We start from the raw sequence: 18,294 nt of genomic DNA on the forward strand, positions 1-18,294 counted from the left end.
CGTCGGCGGGGAGATCCACGACGACCTCCTGATCGGGCATCATGCCATGTGACACAGCGTGTCACCGCCCGTTCCGAGGAGGCTGCCGTGAACCCGGAGATGGCCCTGCGCCTGCTGCTCGTCGCCGCGGGCGCGCTTCTGGTGGCCGCCGTCGCCAGGCGCAGAGGCTGGCCGGCGCCGCTGCTGCTGGTGCTGGCCGGGCTGGTCGCCTCGCCGCTGGTGCCGCCGGTGCCGCTCGACTCCGAGGTCGTGCTGCTGGTCTTCCTGCCGCCGCTGCTCTACTCGGCCGCCCTCGACAGCTCCTACCTGCGCCTGCGCGAGGTGACCAGGCCGGTCGCGCTGCTGTCGGTCGGGCTGGTGCTGTTCACCATGGTCGTGGTCGGGTACGTGGTGCACCTGCTGGTCCCGGCGCTGCCGATGGCCGCAGCCTTCGCCCTCGGGGCCATCATCGCCCCGCCGGACGCGGTCGCCGCCGTCGCCGTGGCGCGCCGGCTGGGGCTGCCGCGCCGTACGCTGACGATCCTCATCGGCGAGAGCCTGTTCAACGACGCCACCGCGCTGACCGCCTACCGGGTGGCGATCGGCGCGGCCACCGGCACGGTCTTCCAGCTGACCGGCGCCGTCGGGCAGTTCCTGTACGCGTCGGTGGTAGGCGTGGTCATCGGCGTGGCGCTGGCGCTGGTGTTCGGATGGCTGCTGCCCCGGCTGAAGGACGCGCTGGTCGAGAACACGATCATGCTGATGATCCCGTTCGGCGCCTATCTGGCCGCCGAGCTGGTGCACGCCTCCGGGGTGATCTCGGTGGTGATCGTCGGCCTCTATCTGGGGGCTCGGATGCACCGGCAGGGGTTCGGCACCCGGCTGGTCGCCTCCGGGGTGTGGAAGATGGTGGACTTCTTCCTGGAGACCATCGTCTTCGCGCTCATCGGGCTGCAGCTCACGTACGTGATCCCGAAGGAGTACACGGGCTGGCAGCTGGCCGGGTACGCGCTGGCCGTGTTCGCGGCGGCCGTGGTGGCCCGCTTCGTGTGGGTCGTTCCCACCTCCTACCTGCAGAAGTCCCGGCCGCCCTGGCCGAACGTGGTGATCGTGGGCTGGGCGGGCATGCGGGGCGTGGTCTCGCTGGCCGCCGCCTTCGCCATCCCGGAGGGGTTCGAGGGCGCGGATCTGATGATCTTCCTGACGTTCACCACGGTCATCGGGACGCTGCTGGTGCAAGGGCTGACCTTCCCCACGCTGATCCGCCGCCTCAGGGTGACCAGCGAGAACGAGGTCTACGAGGACAACCTCGGCGAGGCCGCCGCCAAGCAGGCCGCCATCCAGGCCGGTCTGGACGCCCTGAACAGGCAGCTCCCGCCGGACGACGAGCTGGACGAGATCACCCAGGACGTGGTCGGCCAGCTGCGCCAGAAGACGGAACGGCGGGCGATGTCGGCGTGGGAACGGCTCGGCGGCGGCACCGCCCAGGGCGGCTCGGAGACGCCGAGCGCCCTGTACCGGCGGCTGCGCGGCGACATGCTGGTGGCCGAGCGCGAGGTGTTCGTCAGGCTGCGCAACGAGCGGCGCATCGACGACGAGGTGATGCGCCGGATGATGGCGGAACTGGACTTCGAGGAGGCGATCCTGGAGCGCTAGGCGCAGGGGTCGCTGAAGGGGAGATCGTCGCCGACGTACGCGCGCCAGTCCGCCCGTGACAGCGGCCGCTCCATCCGCGCGCACACCTGGGGCAGCGCCCGCTCCGCGCTGACCGGCAGGTCGCGCAGCGTCCCGTCGTAGCCGAGCACTCGCAGGTCGCCGCCGGGCAGGAAGGCCAGGCGCGGCGCCGCCTCCAGATCGTCCATCTCCGGCCGGGTGGCGGCCACGGTGCGGGCCGCGCCGAGCTGGTGGCCGGTGCCCAGGTCGAAGACGGTCAGCTGCTCGTCGTGCGCGAGTACCAGCGTCCCGCCGTCGGGGGAGAAGGCGGCCGCGCGCACCGTTCCCGCCACCTGGAAGACCTGTCCCGCCGGCTTCCACGCGGCCGCGTCCCACAGGGCCACCCCGGCCCCGCCGTACGGCGAGGCCCCGCGCCTGCCGGAGCGGTCGAGCACCATCCACAGCCTGGCGACGGTGCCGGGCCCCGACGTCCTGGGCAGGACCGTCATCGCGGCCAGGTCGATCACGTCGACCCGCACCGAGTCCCCGGCCAGCAGGTGGCGCCCGTCGGCGCTGAACGACAGGTCCTGGGAGGAGACCGGCCCGAAGACCTTGGCGATCCGGCGGCCGGGCACGTCCACGAGCGCCACGTGCCCGGTCCCGGGGTAGTCGCTGGACCAGATGAACCCGATCGCCACCCACCGCCCGTCGGGGCTGAACACCATCCGCCCCATGTTGTCGGCCACGCCCTGCTGAGGCCGCTTGATGACCCCGGTGCGGCGGCCGGTCGCGGTGTCCCACACCTGGATCGGCGTGGTCTGGTCGTTGGGGACGACGGTGAGCAGAGTACGGCCGTCGGGGCTGAGGGCGAGGTCGGGTTCGAGGCCGAACTCGAGCTTGCCGAACGCCTTGATCGCCGGGCGGGCCGGCGTGAACGACGGCAGCGCCCACGAACGCGCCTCGGAGCCGACCAGCCCGTAGGCGGTGCTCCCGTCGGCGGTCATGCGCAGCCGCGTGGTCCCGGCGGGCACCGCGCGCTCTCCGCCGGTGTACTGGGCCAGGTCGTAGACGGTGGCCCGGCCGCCGTCGTCGAGCAGGGTCAGCCGCTGGTTGTCGGCGCTGAGCGCGGGCCGCTGGGTGAGGGGCGCGGTCGTGGTGAACCGCATCAGCCTGGCCCGGTCGCGTACCCGCCAGAGCGTGACGACCGAGGGCGCGGTCTCCACGACGCCGTAGTCGCTGAGGTGGCTGAGCGTCACCATGTACGCCCCGTCGGCGGAGAAGTCGGCGGTCTGCGCCTCGCCGGGGAAGTCCCGCACGCGCTTGCCGTCGGCGAGCCTGACCAGGGCCAGGTCGTCCTCCTCCGAGACCGCGGCGGCGGCGCCGTCGGGCGTGATGCCGGCCACCGCGCCGGGCAGCCGGCGCGGCAGCTTCCTGGCCGGGCCCGAGGGCAGCTCGCGCACCGCGCTGCCGCCCTCCTCCTCGCCGGTGTCGTCCATGACGGTGAACCGGTCGCCTGGGCCCACCTCCTGGTCGCCGGTCCCGTGCCGGGTGAACGTGCCGGCCGCCCTGCTCCACAGCCCGATGAACGGCCCGCCCTGGTTGGCGGTCACCTCCAGGTAGCCGCCCGCCGGGCTGAAGCGCAGCGATCCGGGAATGTTGGCACCGGTGCCGAGCACGTCCTTCGACCGGTCCTGCGCCACGAGCTTGCCGGTGCGCAGGCTCCACAGCCGGATCCTGCCGGAGGCGCCGAGCGCGAGAGTGTCCCCGTCGGGCGACAGCGCCGCGCGGAACGGTCCCGGCCCGACGCCGCCGAACTCCCGCCGCACCGCGCCGCTGCGCACGTCGTAGACGCGCACCCGGTCGTCCCCGGCGCTCACCAGCAGTGAGCCGTCGCGGCTGAGCGCCCGTCCGGTGTTGGTGAGCAAAGGATCCTTGAAGGTGTGCGTCTCGGGCTGGGCGAGCGAGCTCAGCACCGCCGCCTTCGCCTCGGGCACGGGCGCGATCCGGTACGCGGCCGCGCTCAACGCCATCGCCTTGGCCGGATCGGTCTGGCGCAGCCCGTCGGCCTGGAGCGCCACCAGCCTGGCCCGCTCCTCGGCCCGCTTGTCGGCGAGCTGCTTTCCGCTGGCCTGGCTGAGCCGCGTCTGCTGCCAGGCCAGGACCCCGGCCACGAGCGCGGTGATCGTCAGGACGGCCACGCCGCCGGTGACCAGGCGCCGCCGCCTGGCCCTGCTCCGGTCGTGGCTCCGGCTCGCCTCGACGAAGGCCCGCTCGGTGGCGTTCAGTGTGAGGTGGCCGGGCACGGGCCGGTCGACGGCCTCGCGCAGGGCCGTACCCCGCAAGAGGTCTTCGTCGCGGCGGCCGTGCGCGGACCAGCGGCGGGCGGCCTCGCCGAGCCTGCGGTGGCGGGCCAGGGCCGCGCGGTCGCCGGCCACCCACTCGTGCAGGCGTGGCCAGGCGCGCAGCAGCGCGGGACGGCCCAGGGAGACGGTGTCGGGGCCGCGCTCGATCAGCCGGGCGCGTTCGAGCTCGGCCAGCACGGGCTCGGCGGCGGGGCGGCCGTCGAGCAGTTCGCCGAGCGTGGCCGAGCGCGGGCTTTCCTCGCCTTCGCGCACGTCGACCAGGCGCAGCAGCACCTGGCGGGCCAGCTCGCGTTCGGCGGGCGGCAGCGCGGCGTAGACCTGCTCGGCGACCAGGCCGAGCGCGGGCTCGCCGGCCAGTTGCTCGGGCGGGCGCACCCTGGCCGCCTCCCGCGCGGCGGAGGCCATGAGCGGCTCCTCGGCCATGGAGGCGCCGAGCAGCGCGCTGAGCAGGTCGTGCGCGCTCGGCCGCAGCTCCGGGTCCTTGGCCAGCGCGGCGGCGACGTGCGGGCGCAGCGGCGCGGGCACGGGCGTCAGGTCGGGCTCGTCGTTGAGCAGCCGGTTGATGACGGCGACCGTCGTCGGCGCGGTGAAGGCGTCGCGGCCGGCGGCGGCGAAGTAGACCAGCGCGCCCCAGGCGAAGACGTCGGCGGCGGGCTCGGCCCGGCCGCCGGAGAAGACCTCGGGCGCCATGTACATGGGCGTGCCGGTCAGCTCGCCGGTCGAGGTCATCGACAGGCCGGCCGCGCGGGCGATGCCGAAGTCGATGACGCGCGGGCCGTCCGGTCCGAGCAGCACGTTCTCCGGTTTGAGGTCGCGGTGGACCACTCCGGCGTGGTGAATGGCGGCCAGCGCGGTGGCCACGCCGAGCGCCAGCCGGTGCAGCGCGTCGCCGGTGAACGGCGCGGCTCTGCGCAGGCTGGGACCGGCCACGAACTCGGTGACCAGGTAAGGCCGCTCCCCGGTCAGGTCGTGGTCGATGATGCGGGCGGTGCAGAAGGAGGCGACGCGCTGGGCGGCGCGCACCTCGCGCAGGAACCTCCTGCGCAGCGCGGAGTCGCCCGACAGGTAGGCGTGCAGGACCTTGACCGCCACCCTGTTGGCCGCCTCGTCGTAGGCCTCGTAGACGACGCCCTGGCCACCGGCTCCCAGCCGGCCGGCCAGCCAGTATTCCCCCAGCCGCAGCGGTTCCCCGTTCACGAGCGGTTAGATGCGCGCTCAGCCCATCTGGTTGTCGACGTAGCACCACCGCCAGCTCTCGCCGGGCTCGAAGGACTGGATGACCGGGTGGCCGTCGCCCCCGGCGTGCTTGCTGGCGTGCCGGGACGGTGAGGAGTCACAGCAGCCGATATGTCCGCACGACAGGCAGCGCCTCAGGTGCACCCAGCGGCCACCGGTCGCCAGGCACTCCTCGCAGCCCTCGGGCGTACGCGCGGGCGGGTCGCCGGCGTTGGAAAGATGTTCGCAGATTGCCATAAGCGAAATCGTAGGACTAGAAGCACATTCCAATTTGGCCGCACCTATTGATCGAGCGCTTGGTCCAGTGGACTCTTTGCTAATCGGGGGCGGCGAAGGGAGCCCTCGTGCTTGAGGTCCGCAACCTCGAGGTGATCTACGACGACGTGATGCTCGTCCTGCGCGGCGTCAGCCTGAGCGTCCCGCCCGGCTCGATCGTGGCGCTCCTGGGCGCCAACGGCGCCGGCAAGACGACCCTGCTGCGCGCGCTGTCCGGCCTGCTGGACGTGCACGACGGAGAGATCACCAAAGGGACGGTCACCCTTGAAGGCCAGCCGATCCACCACCTCAAACCCGCCCAGATCGTACGGCGCGGCCTCAGCCAGGTCATGGAGGGCCGCCGCATCCTGGCCGAGCTGACCGTGGAGGAGAACCTCAAGGTCGGCGGCCACACCGCGGCGCGATCCCACCTCGACCGGGTCTACGGCCTGTTCCCCGTGCTGGCCGAACGCCGCAGGAGCGTCTCCGGCTACCTGTCCGGCGGCGAGCAGCAGATGCTGGCCGTCGGCCGCGCGCTCATGGCGGGACCGGCGTACCTGCTCCTGGACGAGCCCAGCCTCGGCCTGGCCCCGTCGCTCGTCGCCCAGATCCGCGACCTCATCGTCGAGATCAACAAGCAGGGCACCACCGTCCTGCTGGTCGAGCAGAACGCCACCATGGCGCTGTCGATCGCCGCCCACGGCTACGTGATGGAGACCGGAAAGATCGTGATGGACAAGCCGGCCGCCGAACTGCTGGCCGACGAGGACATCAGGGAGTTCTACCTCGGGCTCGGCGCCGAGGGCGCGGCCAGGTCCTTCCGCGAGGTCAAGCACTACAAACGGAGGAAGCGATGGCTGTCCTGAGCGTGGAGGACGTCGGCCTGTCCTTCGCCGGCGTCCGCGCCATCGACGGCGTCTCCTTCGAGGTCGGTCCCACCGAGCTGTTCGCGGTGATCGGCCCCAACGGCGCCGGCAAGACCTCGATCTTCAACGTCCTGTCCGGCGTCTACCGGCCCCAGCGCGGCAAGGTCGTCTTCCTGGAGACCGAACTCCTCGGCCGGCGCCCCGACGAGATCGCCGCGATGGGCCTGGCCCGCACCTTCCAGAACGTCGAGCTCTTCCACAACCTCACCGTCCTGGACAACCTCATGCTCGGCCGCCACTGCCACTTCCGGTACGGCACGCTGTCGGCCATCGCCTGGTTCGGCCGGGCCAGAAGGCAGGAGCTGGAGGCCAGAGCCAGGATCGAGGACATCATCGACTTCCTGGAGCTGGCCGCCTGGCGCCGGCATCCGGTGCGGCTGCTGCCGTACGGGATCCAGAAGCGGGTGGAGCTCGGCCGCGCGCTGGCGATGGAGCCCAGGCTGCTGCTGCTCGACGAGCCCGTCGCCGGAATGAACCTGGAGGAGACCGAGGACATGGCCAGGTTCGTCCTGGACATCCGCGACGAGCTCGGCATCCCGATCGTGCTGGTCGACCACGACATGGGCCTGGTCATGGACCTGGCCGACCGGGTGCTCGTGCTCGACTTCGGCCGCCAGGTGGCCCTCGGCACGCCCGCCGAGGTGCAGCGCGACCCCAAGGTCATCGAGGCGTATCTGGGAGGGACCGCGTGAGGCCGACCATCGTCACCCGGGTCCAGGACCGGGCCGCGCGCACGCCCGGCGTCGTCGCCCTGCGGCACAAGGACTTCGGCGTCTGGCAGGAGATCACCTGGTCCGGCTACTGGAGCCGGGTCGAGCTCGTCGCGCACGCCCTGCTGGCCCTCGGGGTCGAGCCGGGCGACCGGGTCGCCGTCCACTCCGAGAACCGCCCGGAATGGCTCTACGCCGACCTGGCCACGGTCGCCGTGCGCGGCATCACCGTCGGCCTCTACCCGACCAACCCGCCGGCCGAGGTCGCGTACCTGCTGGCCGACTCCGGCGCCCGCATCCTGCTGGCCGAGGACCAGGAGCAGCTCGACAAGGCGCTGGACATCGAGGACCTGGAGCGCATCGTCTACCTGGAGCCCCGCGGCATCCGCGGCAGGTACGACGACCCGCGACTGCTCCACTGGCCCGACCTGCTGGCCATCGGCGCCGCCCACCGCGCCGAGCACCCGGACGCGCTGGCCCGCCGGATGGACGAGGCGACGGCCGGCGACGTGGCCACCCTCATCTACACCTCCGGCACCACCGGCCCGCCCAAGGGCGTCATGCTCACCGTCGGCAACATCGAGTTCGCGATCAAGACGCTCGTCGAGGACGGCGGCTTCACCTCGCCGCCACCGTCGGAGCGCGACCTCATCCTGTCCTACCTGCCGCTCTGCCACGTCGCCGAGCGCGCCTTCACCGTCTGGTTCAACGCCGGCGCCGGCGTCCAGGTGAACTTCGCCGAGTCGATCGAGACCGTCCAGGCCAACCTGCGCGAGGTGCAGCCGACGATCCTGTTCGGCGTCCCGCGCATCTGGGAGAAGGTGCTGGCCCAGGTCAACATCAAGCTCGACGCCGCCTCTCCGCTCAAACGCGCCGTGACCGGGCTCTGGCTGCGGATCGCCGACCGGGTCGGCGACACGCTGGTGCGCACCGGCGGCACCCACACCGCCGCCACCCGTCTGCTCTACGCGCTGGGCTGGGTGTTCTGCTACCGCTCGCTGCGCGAGCGGCTCGGCATGCGCCGCGTCCGCTACGCCGCCTCCGGCGCCGCCCCGATCGCCCCCGACGTGCTCAAGTTCTACATGGGCGTCGGCGTGGCCATGCACGAGGTGTACGGCATGAGCGAGAACACCGCCATCGCCACCGCCAACCGTCCCGGCCGGGTCAGGCTCGGCACCGTCGGCGAGCCGCAGGCCGGCATCGAGCTGAAGATCGACGAGGCCACCGGCGAGATCATGACCAGGCACCCGGGCACCTTCGCCGGCTACTGGCGCAACCCGCGCGCCACGGCCGACGTGCTCGACGCCGACGGCTGGCTGCACACCGGCGACGTGGGGGAGTGGGACGGCGGCACCCACGTGCGCATCACCGACCGGATGAAGGACATCATCATCACCGGCGGCGGCAAGAACGTCGCGCCCTCCGAGATCGAGAACGCGCTGAAGGCCTCGCCGTACATCAAGGAGGCGGTCGTCATCGGCGACCAGCGGCCCTACCTCGTGGCGCTCATCGGCATCGAACTCGACACCGTCGGGGAGTGGGCGCGCCGGCGCGGCATCGCCTACACGACCTACCGCGACCTGTCCGAGCGGCCGCAGACGCGGGCGCTGGTCCAGGACGTCGTCCTGCGGGTCAACGAGCGCTTCGCCCGGGTCGAGCAGGTCAAGAAGTTCGCGTTCCTGCCCAAGGAGCTCGACCACGAGGACGGCGAGCTGACCGCCACGCAGAAGGTCAAGCGCAGCGCCATCGCCAAGCTGTTCGAGGAGCTGGTCGAAGGGATGTACCGCGCGTGATAGGAGTGCTCGAATCGGTCATCAGGGGACTGGGCAACGGCTCGGTCTACGCGTTGCTGGCACTCGGATTCGTGATCATCTACAAGGCGACCAGGGTCATCAGCTTCGCCCAGCCCGCGCTCATGCTGGCCGGGGCCGTGGCGGTCAGCTACCTGACCGAGGTGACCGGCTTCTACCTCGCGGTCCTGCTGGCCGCGCTGCTCATCGCCGGGGTCGCGCTCGGCATCGAGCGGGTGGCGATCCGGCCCATGGTCGGCCGCCCGGTGTTCGTCGTCGCGATCATCACGCTGGGCGTGGACGTGGTCGTCCGCGTGGTCGTCAACGGCTTCATCGGCCGCGACGTGCGGCAGATGGGCGACCCGTGGGGCCTGAACCAGGTCGCGCTCGGCCCGCTGGTCGTGCAGCAGCGGTGGCTGGCCATGCTCGCCGTGACGGCCGTGCTGGTCACGCTGCTGTTCCTGTTCTTCCGCCACACCAGGTACGGCCTGGCCATGCGGGCCGCCGCCTTCGACCAGGAGACCGCGCTCGCGCAGGGGGTCTCGGTCGGAGCGGTGTTCGCGCTGTCGTGGGCCCTGGCCGGGTTCCTGGCCGCGATCGCCGGCATGTTCGTCGGCACCGGTCAGGGCGTGGAGCAGCTGACCTGGATCGTCGCGCTCAAGGCGCTGCCGGCCATCATCGTCGGCGGCCTCGACTCGCTCGGCGGCGCGGTCGCGGGCGGGCTGACGATCGGGGTGGTCGAGTCGCTGTTCCAGAGCTACCAGGGCGAGTTCGCGCCGTGGCTGGGACAGAACTTCGCGGTGGTCACGCCGTACGTGGTGATGCTGGTCGTGCTGCTGGTGCGGCCGTACGGGCTGTTCGGCACCCGGGAGGTCGAGCGCGTATGACCGACACCAGGTCCACCGCCAAGGCGGAGGCGCCCGGCACCCCGGCCGGGCGATCGCGCCGCCCGCGCGGGCGCCCGCTGCTCTACACCTCCTACGCCCAGGACATGGCGCTGCTCGACACCCGGGCCAAGAAGGTCTGGACCGGGCTGCTGGTGCTGCTCGCGCTGTCGCTGTCCGTGGTGCTGGCCGACCGGTCGCTGGAGGTGCTGGCGGGGGCGTACGTGCTGGCCATCGGGGCGATCGGGCTCAACATCGTCACCGGGTACGCCGGGCAGGTGTCGCTGGGGCACGCGTTCTTCGTGGCCATCGGGGCGTACACGGCGGCGGCGGTCTCCGGGCCGCGCGGCGGCGAGCACCTGGGGTTCGGCCTGGCCGAGATCTGGATCTGGCTGCCCGCCGCCGGGCTGGTCGCCGCGCTGTTCGGCGTGCTGGTCGCGCCGCTGGCCACCCGGCTGCGCGGGCTCTACCTGGCCGTCGTCACGCTCGGGCTGGTCTTTCTCGGCGAGCACGTCTTCAAGGAGTGGGACCACCTGACCGGCGGCCCCGGCGTGGGGCGGGAGGCGGCGGTGCCCCAGCTCTTCGGCCTCCCCCTCGACCAGGACGGCGCCGCCACCAAGGAGCAGCAGCTCTACGTGCTCATGCTCGTGCTGCTGATCGCCTTCGCGGTGGCCGCCCGCAATCTCGCCCGCTCGCGGATCGGGCGCGCCTTCTCGGCCATCCGCGACCGGGACATCGCCGCCGCGGTCATCGGCGTGCCGCTGACCCGCTACAAGGTGCTGGCCTTCGGGATCTCCTCCTTCTACGCCGGGTGCGCCGGGGCGCTGTTCTACAGCATCTCCGGGTACGTGGAGCCCGGTTCGTTCAGCCTGCTGCTGTCGGTGCAGTTCATCGCGATGGTGCTCATCGGCGGGGTGGCGACGGTGTCCGGGGCCATCGCGGGGGCGCTGTTCATCTCGCTGCTGCAGCCGATCACCCGGTCGCTGCCGGAACTGCTGCCGATCGTCAGCGCCGACACCACGGTCACGCCCAACGTGTTCCAGGTCGAGACCGTGCTCTACGGCCTGCTGATCATCTTGTTCCTCGTCTTCGAGCCGCGCGGGCTGTTCGGCATCTGGATCCGCGTGCGCGCCTACTGGAAGTCCTGGCCGTTCTCCTACTAGTGAGAGGAAAACTGATGAAGGTGCGCTATGGCGTGACGTTCGTCGCGATAGTGGCCCTTCTGTCCGCGTGCGGCGTCATCCGGGGGGACGACGAGGGCAGCAAGGGCGCCGTGACGACCGGCGTCACCCGGGAACCGTGTCCGCTGGCCGTCGACAAGAACAAGGGCTGCATCTACCTGGGCACGATCTCCGACCTGACCCAGGGGCCGTTCGCGGCGCTGGCCGTACCGATCACCGATGCGCAGAAGGCGTTCTGGAAGCGCGTCAACACCGCCGGCGGCATCGGCGGCACGTACGAGGTGGACGTGCAGGCCTACGTGCGCGACAACAAGTACAACCCCGAGGTGCACCGGCAGGTCTACAACGAGATCAAGGACAAGGTCCTGGGCCTGGCGCAGACGCTCGGCTCACCCACGACCGCGGCGATCATCGGCGACCTGAAGGCCAACAACGTCGTCTCCGCACCGGCCTCCTGGACCTCGGCGTGGGAGTTCGAGGACGTGATCGTCGAGAGCGGCGCCAACTACTGCGTCGAGGCCATGAACTCCGTCGACTACGCGATGGAGACCTACAAGCCCAAGACCGTGATGGCCGTCCACCTGGCCGGGGACTACGGAGCCGACGCCGCCGCGGGCGCGAAGGTCGCGGCGGAGAAGAACGGGCTGACGTTCACCGCCGTCGAGACGCCGCCCGGCGCCACCGAGCAGGGCCGGGCCATCACCGAGATCACCAAGAACAAGCCCGACCTGGTCATCCTCACCACCGGCCCCGCCGACGCCGCCGCCATCGTCGGCCAGTCGGCCGCCGCCGGGTTCAAGGGCCGCTTCATCGGCACCGGCCCGACGTGGAACCCCGCGCTGCTCAAGTCGCCCGCCGCGCCCGCGCTCAAGGCCCTGTACGAGCAGTCGTCGCCCGGCAAGCCCTTCAACGCCGACACGCCCGGCCACAAGGCCATGCGCGAGGCGCTCACCGGCGTCACCCCCAACGACGGCTATACCTCCGGCTGGGTCTGGTCCTACCCGCTGAAGGCGGCGCTGGAGAAGATGGTGGCCTCGGGCGACATCAGCCGCAAGGGCCTGCTGGCCGCGGTCAAGACGCTCGCGACCGTGGACTACGAGGGCATGCTGCCGCCGGAGGCGGGCAACTTCTCCGGCGACCCGAACACCGCCACCTTCCGCCAGACGCTCGTCAACAAGCTCGATGAGACCGCTCCCACCGGTGTCACCACGGTCAAGGACTTCTTCATCGGCCCGACCGCCCAGGCCCACGCCATGGACGGTCCTTGCTACGCCAAGCTGTAGCCGCCGCCGGGGGCGCGAGCCGTTGGGTAGGGTCGCAGGTATGCGACTCCGGTTTGTGCCCCTAGCCCTTTTCGCCTCTGCCGTCTTCCTCGCCGGGTGCGGCGAGGTCAACAGCACCATCGACAAGGCCCAGGCGTGCCTGGAGGCGCCGAAGATCGTCGCCGACCTGGTGGCCGAGGTCGGCAAGTTCACCAACGATCCGAAGGCGATGGACAAGGCCATCGACGACGCCGCGACCAAGCTGAACGGCGTGGCCGACAAGGCCTCCAACACCACGCTCAAGGAAGCCACCGACAGCCTGGCCACGTCGCTGGGCAACATCAACGTCAAGACCGCCAACGACGCCGTCGACTCCGCGCAGAAGGTGACCGCCGACACCGCGGCCTACCTGGAGAAGATCGCCAAGGCCTGTTCCTAGCCGCTGCGCCCGCGCGGGCCCTCCGATGGCGTGAGCCTGACGGCCCACGCCACGGCCCGCGCGGTTGCCGCCGTCACCCGTCGTGTTCCGCGGCCAGGTGCGCGGGCAGCAGCGCGGCCCCGAAGTCGGCGCCGGGACGACGCAGCACCGAGTGGGCGTGGTTGGCGCCGTTCTGGGTGTTGTCGTACTCGATGAGCAGGCCGGGGCCCTGGATGCGGTAGTAGTGGCCCAGGCCGCGCCCGGCCGGTCCGGCCCAGGCGAAGGCCAGCTTGCCCGGCTCCACCGGTACACGTAGCGCGGGCGCCAGGCGGTCGACGTAGACCGAGGCCAGCTTGCCCAGCAGCGCCGCCGCCGAGCCCGCCAGCTCCGCGCCGCGCACGCCCGGCGGGTCCAGGGGGTCGGTGGCGATGGCGGTGCCGGTGAGGATGTCGGGCGGGGCCGTACCGGCGATGAGGGCCGCCGCGCGGTGGGCGGCGGGCAGGTCGGCGAGCAGTGCCCGCGCGAGCTCCTCCTCCAGTGGCAGCGGGCGGGTGACCGCGACGCCCTCGTAGGTGATCACGGCCGGGTTGGCGCCCAGGAACAGCGGCGCCACCTCCACCTCGTCCCCGCTGACCGTGGCGGTCACCGAGACGTGGTGGCCCTCGAAGCGCCAGCTCCAGCGGGGCGCGCCGGGCGAGCCGAAGAGCGCGAGATGGTAGTCGTCGCTGTGGCGCCTGCCCCGGCCCTCCTCGCGCAGGTCGAGCACCTCTTCCAGCGCCATCACCGTCACGGCCTGCGCGAAGGCGTGCGGGGCGAGCGCGGTGGCCAGCAGGCGGTGGGCGGCGTTGCGGGCGCTCCTGCCCAGCCCGAGCAGCGGAACGCCCGGCCGCCACGCGGGCACGTACGTCCACTGCACGCGCAGCGGGTCGGCGAAGTCGTGCGCCGCGAGCCCCCGTTGGTCCTCGTCCAGGGCGTCGAGGAACTCCCCGGCGACGGCCGCCATGGCCTGTGCGGTCATGGTGATTCCCGCCTTCTCTAGGGGTTGTATGTACGAATTATGGTGATTCTATGGAGCCCGACCCCAGGTTCACCCTGGCAAATGAACGTACCTTTTTGACGTGGTTGAGCACCGCTTTGGCATTGAGCGCGGGCGGCGTGGCGATGGCCGCCGTGCCGGAAGACGTCTTCGTCCCCTGGATCCGCACCAGCCTGGCCATCATGCTCGTCGCCCTGGCTGCGCTCGCCGCGGGCATGGCCTACCCGCGCTGGCGTAACATCCAGCGCGCCCTTCGCGATCAGTCTCCCCTGCCGCCGCCCGCCCTCGCCGCCGTCTTCGGGTACGGCGTCGCCGCCGTGGCCGTCATCGCCCTGGTGCTCATCGTTCTCGCGATCTGACCATGTCGAAGGAGATCTGGGACCCCGGGCTGCAGAGCGAACGCACGCGCCTGGCCTGGGTACGGACCGCCGTCGCCCTCTCCACCGGCGGCCTCGCGGCGGCCGGGCTCACCCTGCGGGCGGGACTGCCCCCGGCCGCCGTGGCCGGCTTCGCCCTGGCCGCCCTGAGCGGTGGCGTCCTGCTGGCCAGGACCGGGGCCCGCTTCCGCAGCCACCAGCGCGCCCTGCACGAAGGCGTGCCCCTGGACGCCGGCCTCGACGTGCTGTTCGCCTGGCTGGGCACCCTCTGCGTGGTGGGCGGGGCGATCTTCTTCGTCCTCAGCTGAGGCTCCGCGTACGCCACCCGTCGGGGAATTCCCTGCGCCCCAGATCGTCCAGCAGAGACAGCAGCCGGTAGCGCCCCGGGACCGGCGGATCGTCCAGCAGATCCCAGAAGCAGCGGAAATAGCCATCCGCCCGTTCCCGCCCGCGCAGCGGCTCCAGCTCCCGCACCGCCTCGTCGGTGCGGCCCAGGCAGGCCAGCGCCAGCGCCCGCACGTGGCGGTCCTTCTCGCTGCCGGTGTGCGCCGGGTTCGGCTCGGCGGCCTGGACCAGCAGCCGCTCCGCCCGCTCCGGGTCGGACCTGCGCAACATCACGCCCAGCCGGACGCTGTAGCCCCGGTAGCCGTCCCGCTCCGCCGCGTGCGCCAGCTCCAGGTGGGCGCGGGCCGCGTCCGGGGCGCCGCGCATCAGCTCGACCATGGCGCAGTCCAGGTGGTCGGCGTTCGCCGCGTCCGCCTCGCTGATCTCCGCCGCCTCGCCCGACATGGCGTGTACCACCGCCAGCCCCGCCTTGATCCCGGAATGGTCGGGACCGGCCCGCAGCCCCTGCCGGTAGACCTGAGCCGCCTCCTCCAGCCGGCACAGCGCCGTCAGGTGCCCGCCGAGCAGGTAGTAGGCCCTGGCGTAGTCGGGGGAGATCCTGACCGCCGCCCGGTAGGCGCTCTCGGCGGCCCCGTTGTCGCCGAGCGCGAAGTAGGCGTTGCCCAGCTCCAGGTACGCCGCGGCGTGCTCAGGATCCAGGCGCACCGCCTCCTCCAGCGACCTGGCCGAGGCGCCGGCGTCGCGCAGGCACGCGTGCAGGACGCCCGCCAGATAGTGCAGCCCCGAGGAGTCCGGCCGCCTCTCCAGCCGCCGCTCGGTCAGCTCGGCGGCCGTGCTCCAGGCGACGACCGCCTCCGCGTGCCGATCGAGGTCGCGCAGCACGTACCCCAGACCCTCGTAGGCGTAGGGGTTGCCGGCGTCCATCTCGATCGCCATCCGGTACGCCGCCTCCGCCTCCTGCGGCCGGTCCAGGGCGTGCAGGGTGTCGGCCAGCTGCTTGCCGATGAACATCGTGCGCCCGATCTCGATCACCCGCTGGTAGGCGCGCGCCGCCGCCTCATGCTCTTCGAGGTTGGAGTGCAGCGCCCCCAGCCACTCGTACATCGGGCCCGACCCCGGATTGCGCTCCACCTCCGCCTGCAGGATGCGCAGCCCGAGCCGCCACTGCCGCCGCGCCTCCTGCGGCCGGTCGAGCTGCGCGAGCACCGACCCGAGCCGGCCGTAGGCGCTGAAGTCCTCGGGATCGAGCTCCACCACCAGCCGGTAGGCCGCCTCCGCCTCCTCCATCCGGCCGAGGGCCAGCAGGGCGTTGCCCCGGTAGGTGTGGGTGTCGGGGTTGTCGGGGCGTACCCGGGTCAGCCGGTCGGCCAGGGCCAGCGCCTGCTCGTGCTCCTCCGACGCCTCGGCCAGCAGGCACGACCAGTCGAGGAAGCTCGGGTCCTCCGGCGCGTGTTCGAGCTGCTCGGCCAGGATGCTCCTGGCCCGCCCCCGGTGCTCCAGCTCCAGGACCCTGGGGCCGGACAGGTGGTAGGAGTTCCAGATGTGCAGCGCCGGCCAGAAGCGTTCCCCGTCATCGTTCCTGGCCGCCTCGAACGCCTGGATGGCCTCGGCGTACCTGCCGTACTGGCGCAGGGCCAGGCCGAGCTGGGTCCAGGCGCCCTCGTCGCCGGGCTTGAGCTCGGCGGCCTCGCGGTAGAAGCCGAGCGCCAGCCCCTGGTAGCCGAGGGCGGTGATGTCGTGGCCGAGTCCCATCGCCAGCGACGCCGGGTCGGCGGCGAGCCTGACCGCGGTGGCGAAGGCCTCCTCCGCCCGTGACTGCTCGCCCAGGGCCAGCGCGGTCAGCCCGAGGTGGCGCCAGGCGTCGGCCGCGTCCGGCGCGTACCTGGTGGCCAGCTCGGCCGCGCGCAGCGCGTCGTTCGACGGCGAACGGCGCAGGTTGGCCGGGTCGACCAGGTCGCGGGCGATCTCCATCGCGGCCTGGGCGACCTGCTCCAGCGCGGCGGGCGACGACCCGGCCAGGAGCGCGGCGGCCCGCTCGGTCAGCACGATCCGCGCGCCGGTGTCGAGCGACAGCCAGCGGGCGTGCCGCAGCCGCAGCAGGTCGACCAGGCCCGCCCGGATCTCGCCCTCGACCGGGCTGTAGTCGGAGCGGGCGCTGTCCATCAGCGCGAACGTGCGCTCCAGTGTCTTCTGGTAGGGGGTGAAGCCGGGCCTGAGCATGTCCTGCATGGTGTCCAGGTGCTCGCGCTGGTCGGGCGTCAGCACAGGCTCGAAGAAGCGCGCGGTGAGCAGCAGGTCGCCGGCGAAGCCGCGGTCCAGGACGCAGATCGGGAAGAGCCTGGCCATCAGCCGCAGGCCGTCCACGTTGTCGGTCCAGAACGCGTGCCACAGCAGCGTCTCGACGTTCTCCCGCCAGGCCCGGTCGTCCAGGCGCTCGGTGCCGTCCAGGCCGTCCTGGCCGGCCAGCCGTTCGCACAGGACTTCGATGGCGCGGCGATTGGCCTCCAGCACGGTGTAGCGATCCTGCGGCCCGAGCAGGAACGAGCGGAACGTCGAGCGGACCGCCTGGTGCAGGCGCCGGGTCCTGGTCAGGATGAAGTCGTGCCGGCGCACCAGCTCGTCCATGATGCGGGCGAAGGCCAGCGGCTCGCCGACGTCCCACAGCGCCGACAGCAGCGAGGCGTCCAGGCGCTCCGAGCGGTGCAGGGCCATGCCGAACAGGAGCATGCGCTCCAGCGGGTCGTGGGTGTGCTTGAGATAGCGCTCGGCCAGCGTCCTGATGACGAAGGAGACCTCGCCGTTCTCGCCGATCTCGGCCAGCGCGTCCTCCACGTCGCCGGTGCTCTCGATCTCGTGGCACAACATCGACACCGCCAGCGGGATGCCCCTGCTGGCCCGCCAGATCCGCTCCACCGGCAGGTCGTCGGCCACCGGGCCGAGGCGGCGGTCCAGGTACTCGGCGAGCGTCCCCATGTCGAAGACCTCCATGAGGATGCGGCGGAAGCGGGTGCCGGGCAGCTCGCGCTGGTAGAGGGAGGCCTCGTTGCCCTCGGTCGGGCTCAGCTCCTCCTCCAGCCGCATGGCGATCACCCAGACGACGCCGGGCCCGGACAGGCGTATCGCCTCGCGCAGCCGCCGATGGTCGGCCGGGCGCAGCAGTTCCGCCGTGTCCAGGAAGATCGCGATGGGCGAGCCCTTACGCCCGCCGGTCAGGCCGCGCAGCCCCGCCGCGAACGCGGACACCACCTGGTCGCGCATCCGCGCCACCCGGGCCTGCTCCCTGGCCTGCCGCTCGGCCTTCTGCTGCTTGCGGCGGTGCAGCGCGTCGGCGCCGCGGTCGACCATCCGGTCCAGCGGGCTGGTCGGCAGCGGCACGCCGAACAGCGCGTCGCCGACCAGCTCCCCTCCGAGCTCCAGCGCGCCCTTGGTCCAGGCGCGGGCGCCGGAGTCGGCCTCATCGCCCTCCGGCGCGTCCTGGTCGCTCTCCCCGAGCGCGTCCACGGCGGCGACGAAGTCCTCGAACTCCTTGCCCGCCGCGCGGCCCTGCCGCCGCTCGCCCGGCGGGCACAGCTCGAACGCGATCCGCTCCAGCGTGCTCACCAGGCTGGCCCGCCACAGGCCCACCGCCTGGTCGAGGTCCTGCACCTGCTCGGCGTCGAGGTCCACCAGCACCCCGCGCAGCCCCGCCGCCGCGGCCATGTCCACGTAGCGGTTGACCAGCGTGCTCTTGCCCATGCCGCCGTGGCCGTGCACGAGAACGGCGAAGCCCTCGTCGGGTCCGTCCCCCGGATCGCGCAACGCGCTCAGCAGCGAGGCGAAGCGCTCCTGCTCTTCCGTACGGCCTACGAAGATCTGACGCGCCACTGCCGCTCCAGGTGG

Annotated in this window: 14 protein-coding genes; 10 read left to right on the plus strand and 4 right to left on the minus strand. The window is 72.2% G+C overall.

Features of this window, described 5'->3' with window-relative positions:
- Window positions 1–87: 87 nt before the first annotated feature.
- Window positions 88–1,635 (plus strand): Na+/H+ antiporter, encoded by a 1,548-nt coding sequence (locus ACIBI5_RS03655; RefSeq protein ID WP_397242794.1) that lies wholly within the window; start codon window positions 88–90, stop codon window positions 1,633–1,635.
- Here the strand turns inward: ACIBI5_RS03655 and ACIBI5_RS03660 are convergent.
- Both ACIBI5_RS03660 and ACIBI5_RS03665 read right to left on the minus strand, forming a co-directional pair.
- Window positions 1,632–5,192, minus strand: a complete 3,561-nt coding sequence (locus ACIBI5_RS03660) for a WD40 repeat domain-containing serine/threonine protein kinase (protein ID WP_397242796.1) — start codon at window positions 5,190–5,192, stop codon at window positions 1,632–1,634. The two genes, ACIBI5_RS03655 and ACIBI5_RS03660, sit on opposite strands and share 4 nt — an antisense overlap.
- A gap of 18 nt (window positions 5,193–5,210) precedes the next feature.
- On the minus strand, window positions 5,211–5,468 hold the full coding sequence (locus tag ACIBI5_RS03665) for a UBP-type zinc finger domain-containing protein (protein WP_379618771.1): 258 nt from the start codon (window positions 5,466–5,468) through the stop codon (window positions 5,211–5,213).
- Window positions 5,469–5,575: 107 nt separating this feature from the next.
- On the opposite strand from ACIBI5_RS03665, the gene ACIBI5_RS03670 reads away from it, so the two are divergent.
- From ACIBI5_RS03670 to ACIBI5_RS03700, 7 genes are read left to right on the plus strand one after another with little or no spacing between them, the layout of a single operon-like run.
- Window positions 5,576–6,352: an ABC transporter ATP-binding protein gene (locus ACIBI5_RS03670; RefSeq protein WP_397242798.1), complete on the plus strand. Its 777-nt coding sequence runs from the start codon at window positions 5,576–5,578 to the stop codon at window positions 6,350–6,352.
- Window positions 6,340–7,104 (plus strand): ABC transporter ATP-binding protein, encoded by a 765-nt coding sequence (locus ACIBI5_RS03675; RefSeq protein ID WP_397242800.1) that lies wholly within the window; start codon window positions 6,340–6,342, stop codon window positions 7,102–7,104. The genes ACIBI5_RS03670 and ACIBI5_RS03675 overlap by 13 nt, the downstream gene beginning before the upstream one ends.
- A complete protein-coding gene (locus ACIBI5_RS03680; protein WP_397242802.1) occupies window positions 7,101–8,915 on the plus strand; it encodes an AMP-dependent synthetase/ligase in 1,815 nt (604 codons plus the stop codon). The genes ACIBI5_RS03675 and ACIBI5_RS03680 overlap by 4 nt, the downstream gene beginning before the upstream one ends.
- Window positions 8,912–9,799, plus strand: a complete 888-nt coding sequence (locus ACIBI5_RS03685; RefSeq protein ID WP_379618779.1) for a branched-chain amino acid ABC transporter permease — start codon at window positions 8,912–8,914, stop codon at window positions 9,797–9,799. The genes ACIBI5_RS03680 and ACIBI5_RS03685 overlap by 4 nt, the downstream gene beginning before the upstream one ends.
- The gene (locus ACIBI5_RS03690) at window positions 9,796–10,959 is read left to right on the plus strand and encodes a branched-chain amino acid ABC transporter permease (protein ID WP_397242804.1); all 1,164 of its coding nucleotides are present in this window, start codon (window positions 9,796–9,798) and stop codon (window positions 10,957–10,959) included. The genes ACIBI5_RS03685 and ACIBI5_RS03690 overlap by 4 nt, the downstream gene beginning before the upstream one ends.
- Window positions 10,960–10,973: 14 nt before the next feature.
- The gene (locus tag ACIBI5_RS03695) at window positions 10,974–12,260 is read left to right on the plus strand and encodes an ABC transporter substrate-binding protein (protein ID WP_397242806.1); all 1,287 of its coding nucleotides are present in this window, start codon (window positions 10,974–10,976) and stop codon (window positions 12,258–12,260) included.
- 40 nt (window positions 12,261–12,300) lie between these two features.
- On the plus strand, window positions 12,301–12,678 hold the full coding sequence (locus ACIBI5_RS03700) for a hypothetical protein (RefSeq protein ID WP_184962838.1): 378 nt from the start codon (window positions 12,301–12,303) through the stop codon (window positions 12,676–12,678).
- A 73-nt stretch (window positions 12,679–12,751) separates the two neighbouring features.
- Here ACIBI5_RS03700 and ACIBI5_RS03705 read toward each other — a convergent pair whose 3' ends face one another.
- Window positions 12,752–13,675, minus strand: coding sequence for a DUF3500 domain-containing protein (locus ACIBI5_RS03705; protein ID WP_397242808.1), 924 nt, complete (start codon window positions 13,673–13,675; stop codon window positions 12,752–12,754).
- A 50-nt stretch (window positions 13,676–13,725) separates the two neighbouring features.
- Here ACIBI5_RS03705 and ACIBI5_RS03710 point away from each other — a divergent pair, with 50 nt between their 5' ends.
- A complete protein-coding gene (locus ACIBI5_RS03710) occupies window positions 13,726–14,052 on the plus strand; it encodes a YidH family protein (protein WP_379618787.1) in 327 nt (108 codons plus the stop codon).
- A gap of 2 nt (window positions 14,053–14,054) precedes the next feature.
- Complete coding sequence (locus ACIBI5_RS03715; RefSeq protein ID WP_379618789.1) at window positions 14,055–14,378, plus strand: DUF202 domain-containing protein; 324 nt, start codon at window positions 14,055–14,057, stop codon at window positions 14,376–14,378.
- Here the strand turns inward: ACIBI5_RS03715 and ACIBI5_RS03720 are convergent.
- Window positions 14,371–18,279 (minus strand): tetratricopeptide repeat protein, encoded by a 3,909-nt coding sequence (locus tag ACIBI5_RS03720; protein ID WP_397242810.1) that lies wholly within the window; start codon window positions 18,277–18,279, stop codon window positions 14,371–14,373. The genes ACIBI5_RS03715 and ACIBI5_RS03720 overlap by 8 nt on opposite strands.
- Between the last annotated feature and the right edge of the window lie 15 nt (window positions 18,280–18,294).

This window comes from Nonomuraea sp. NPDC050540, from assembly GCF_044457485.1.
Taxonomy (GTDB): domain Bacteria; phylum Actinomycetota; class Actinomycetes; order Streptosporangiales; family Streptosporangiaceae; genus Nonomuraea.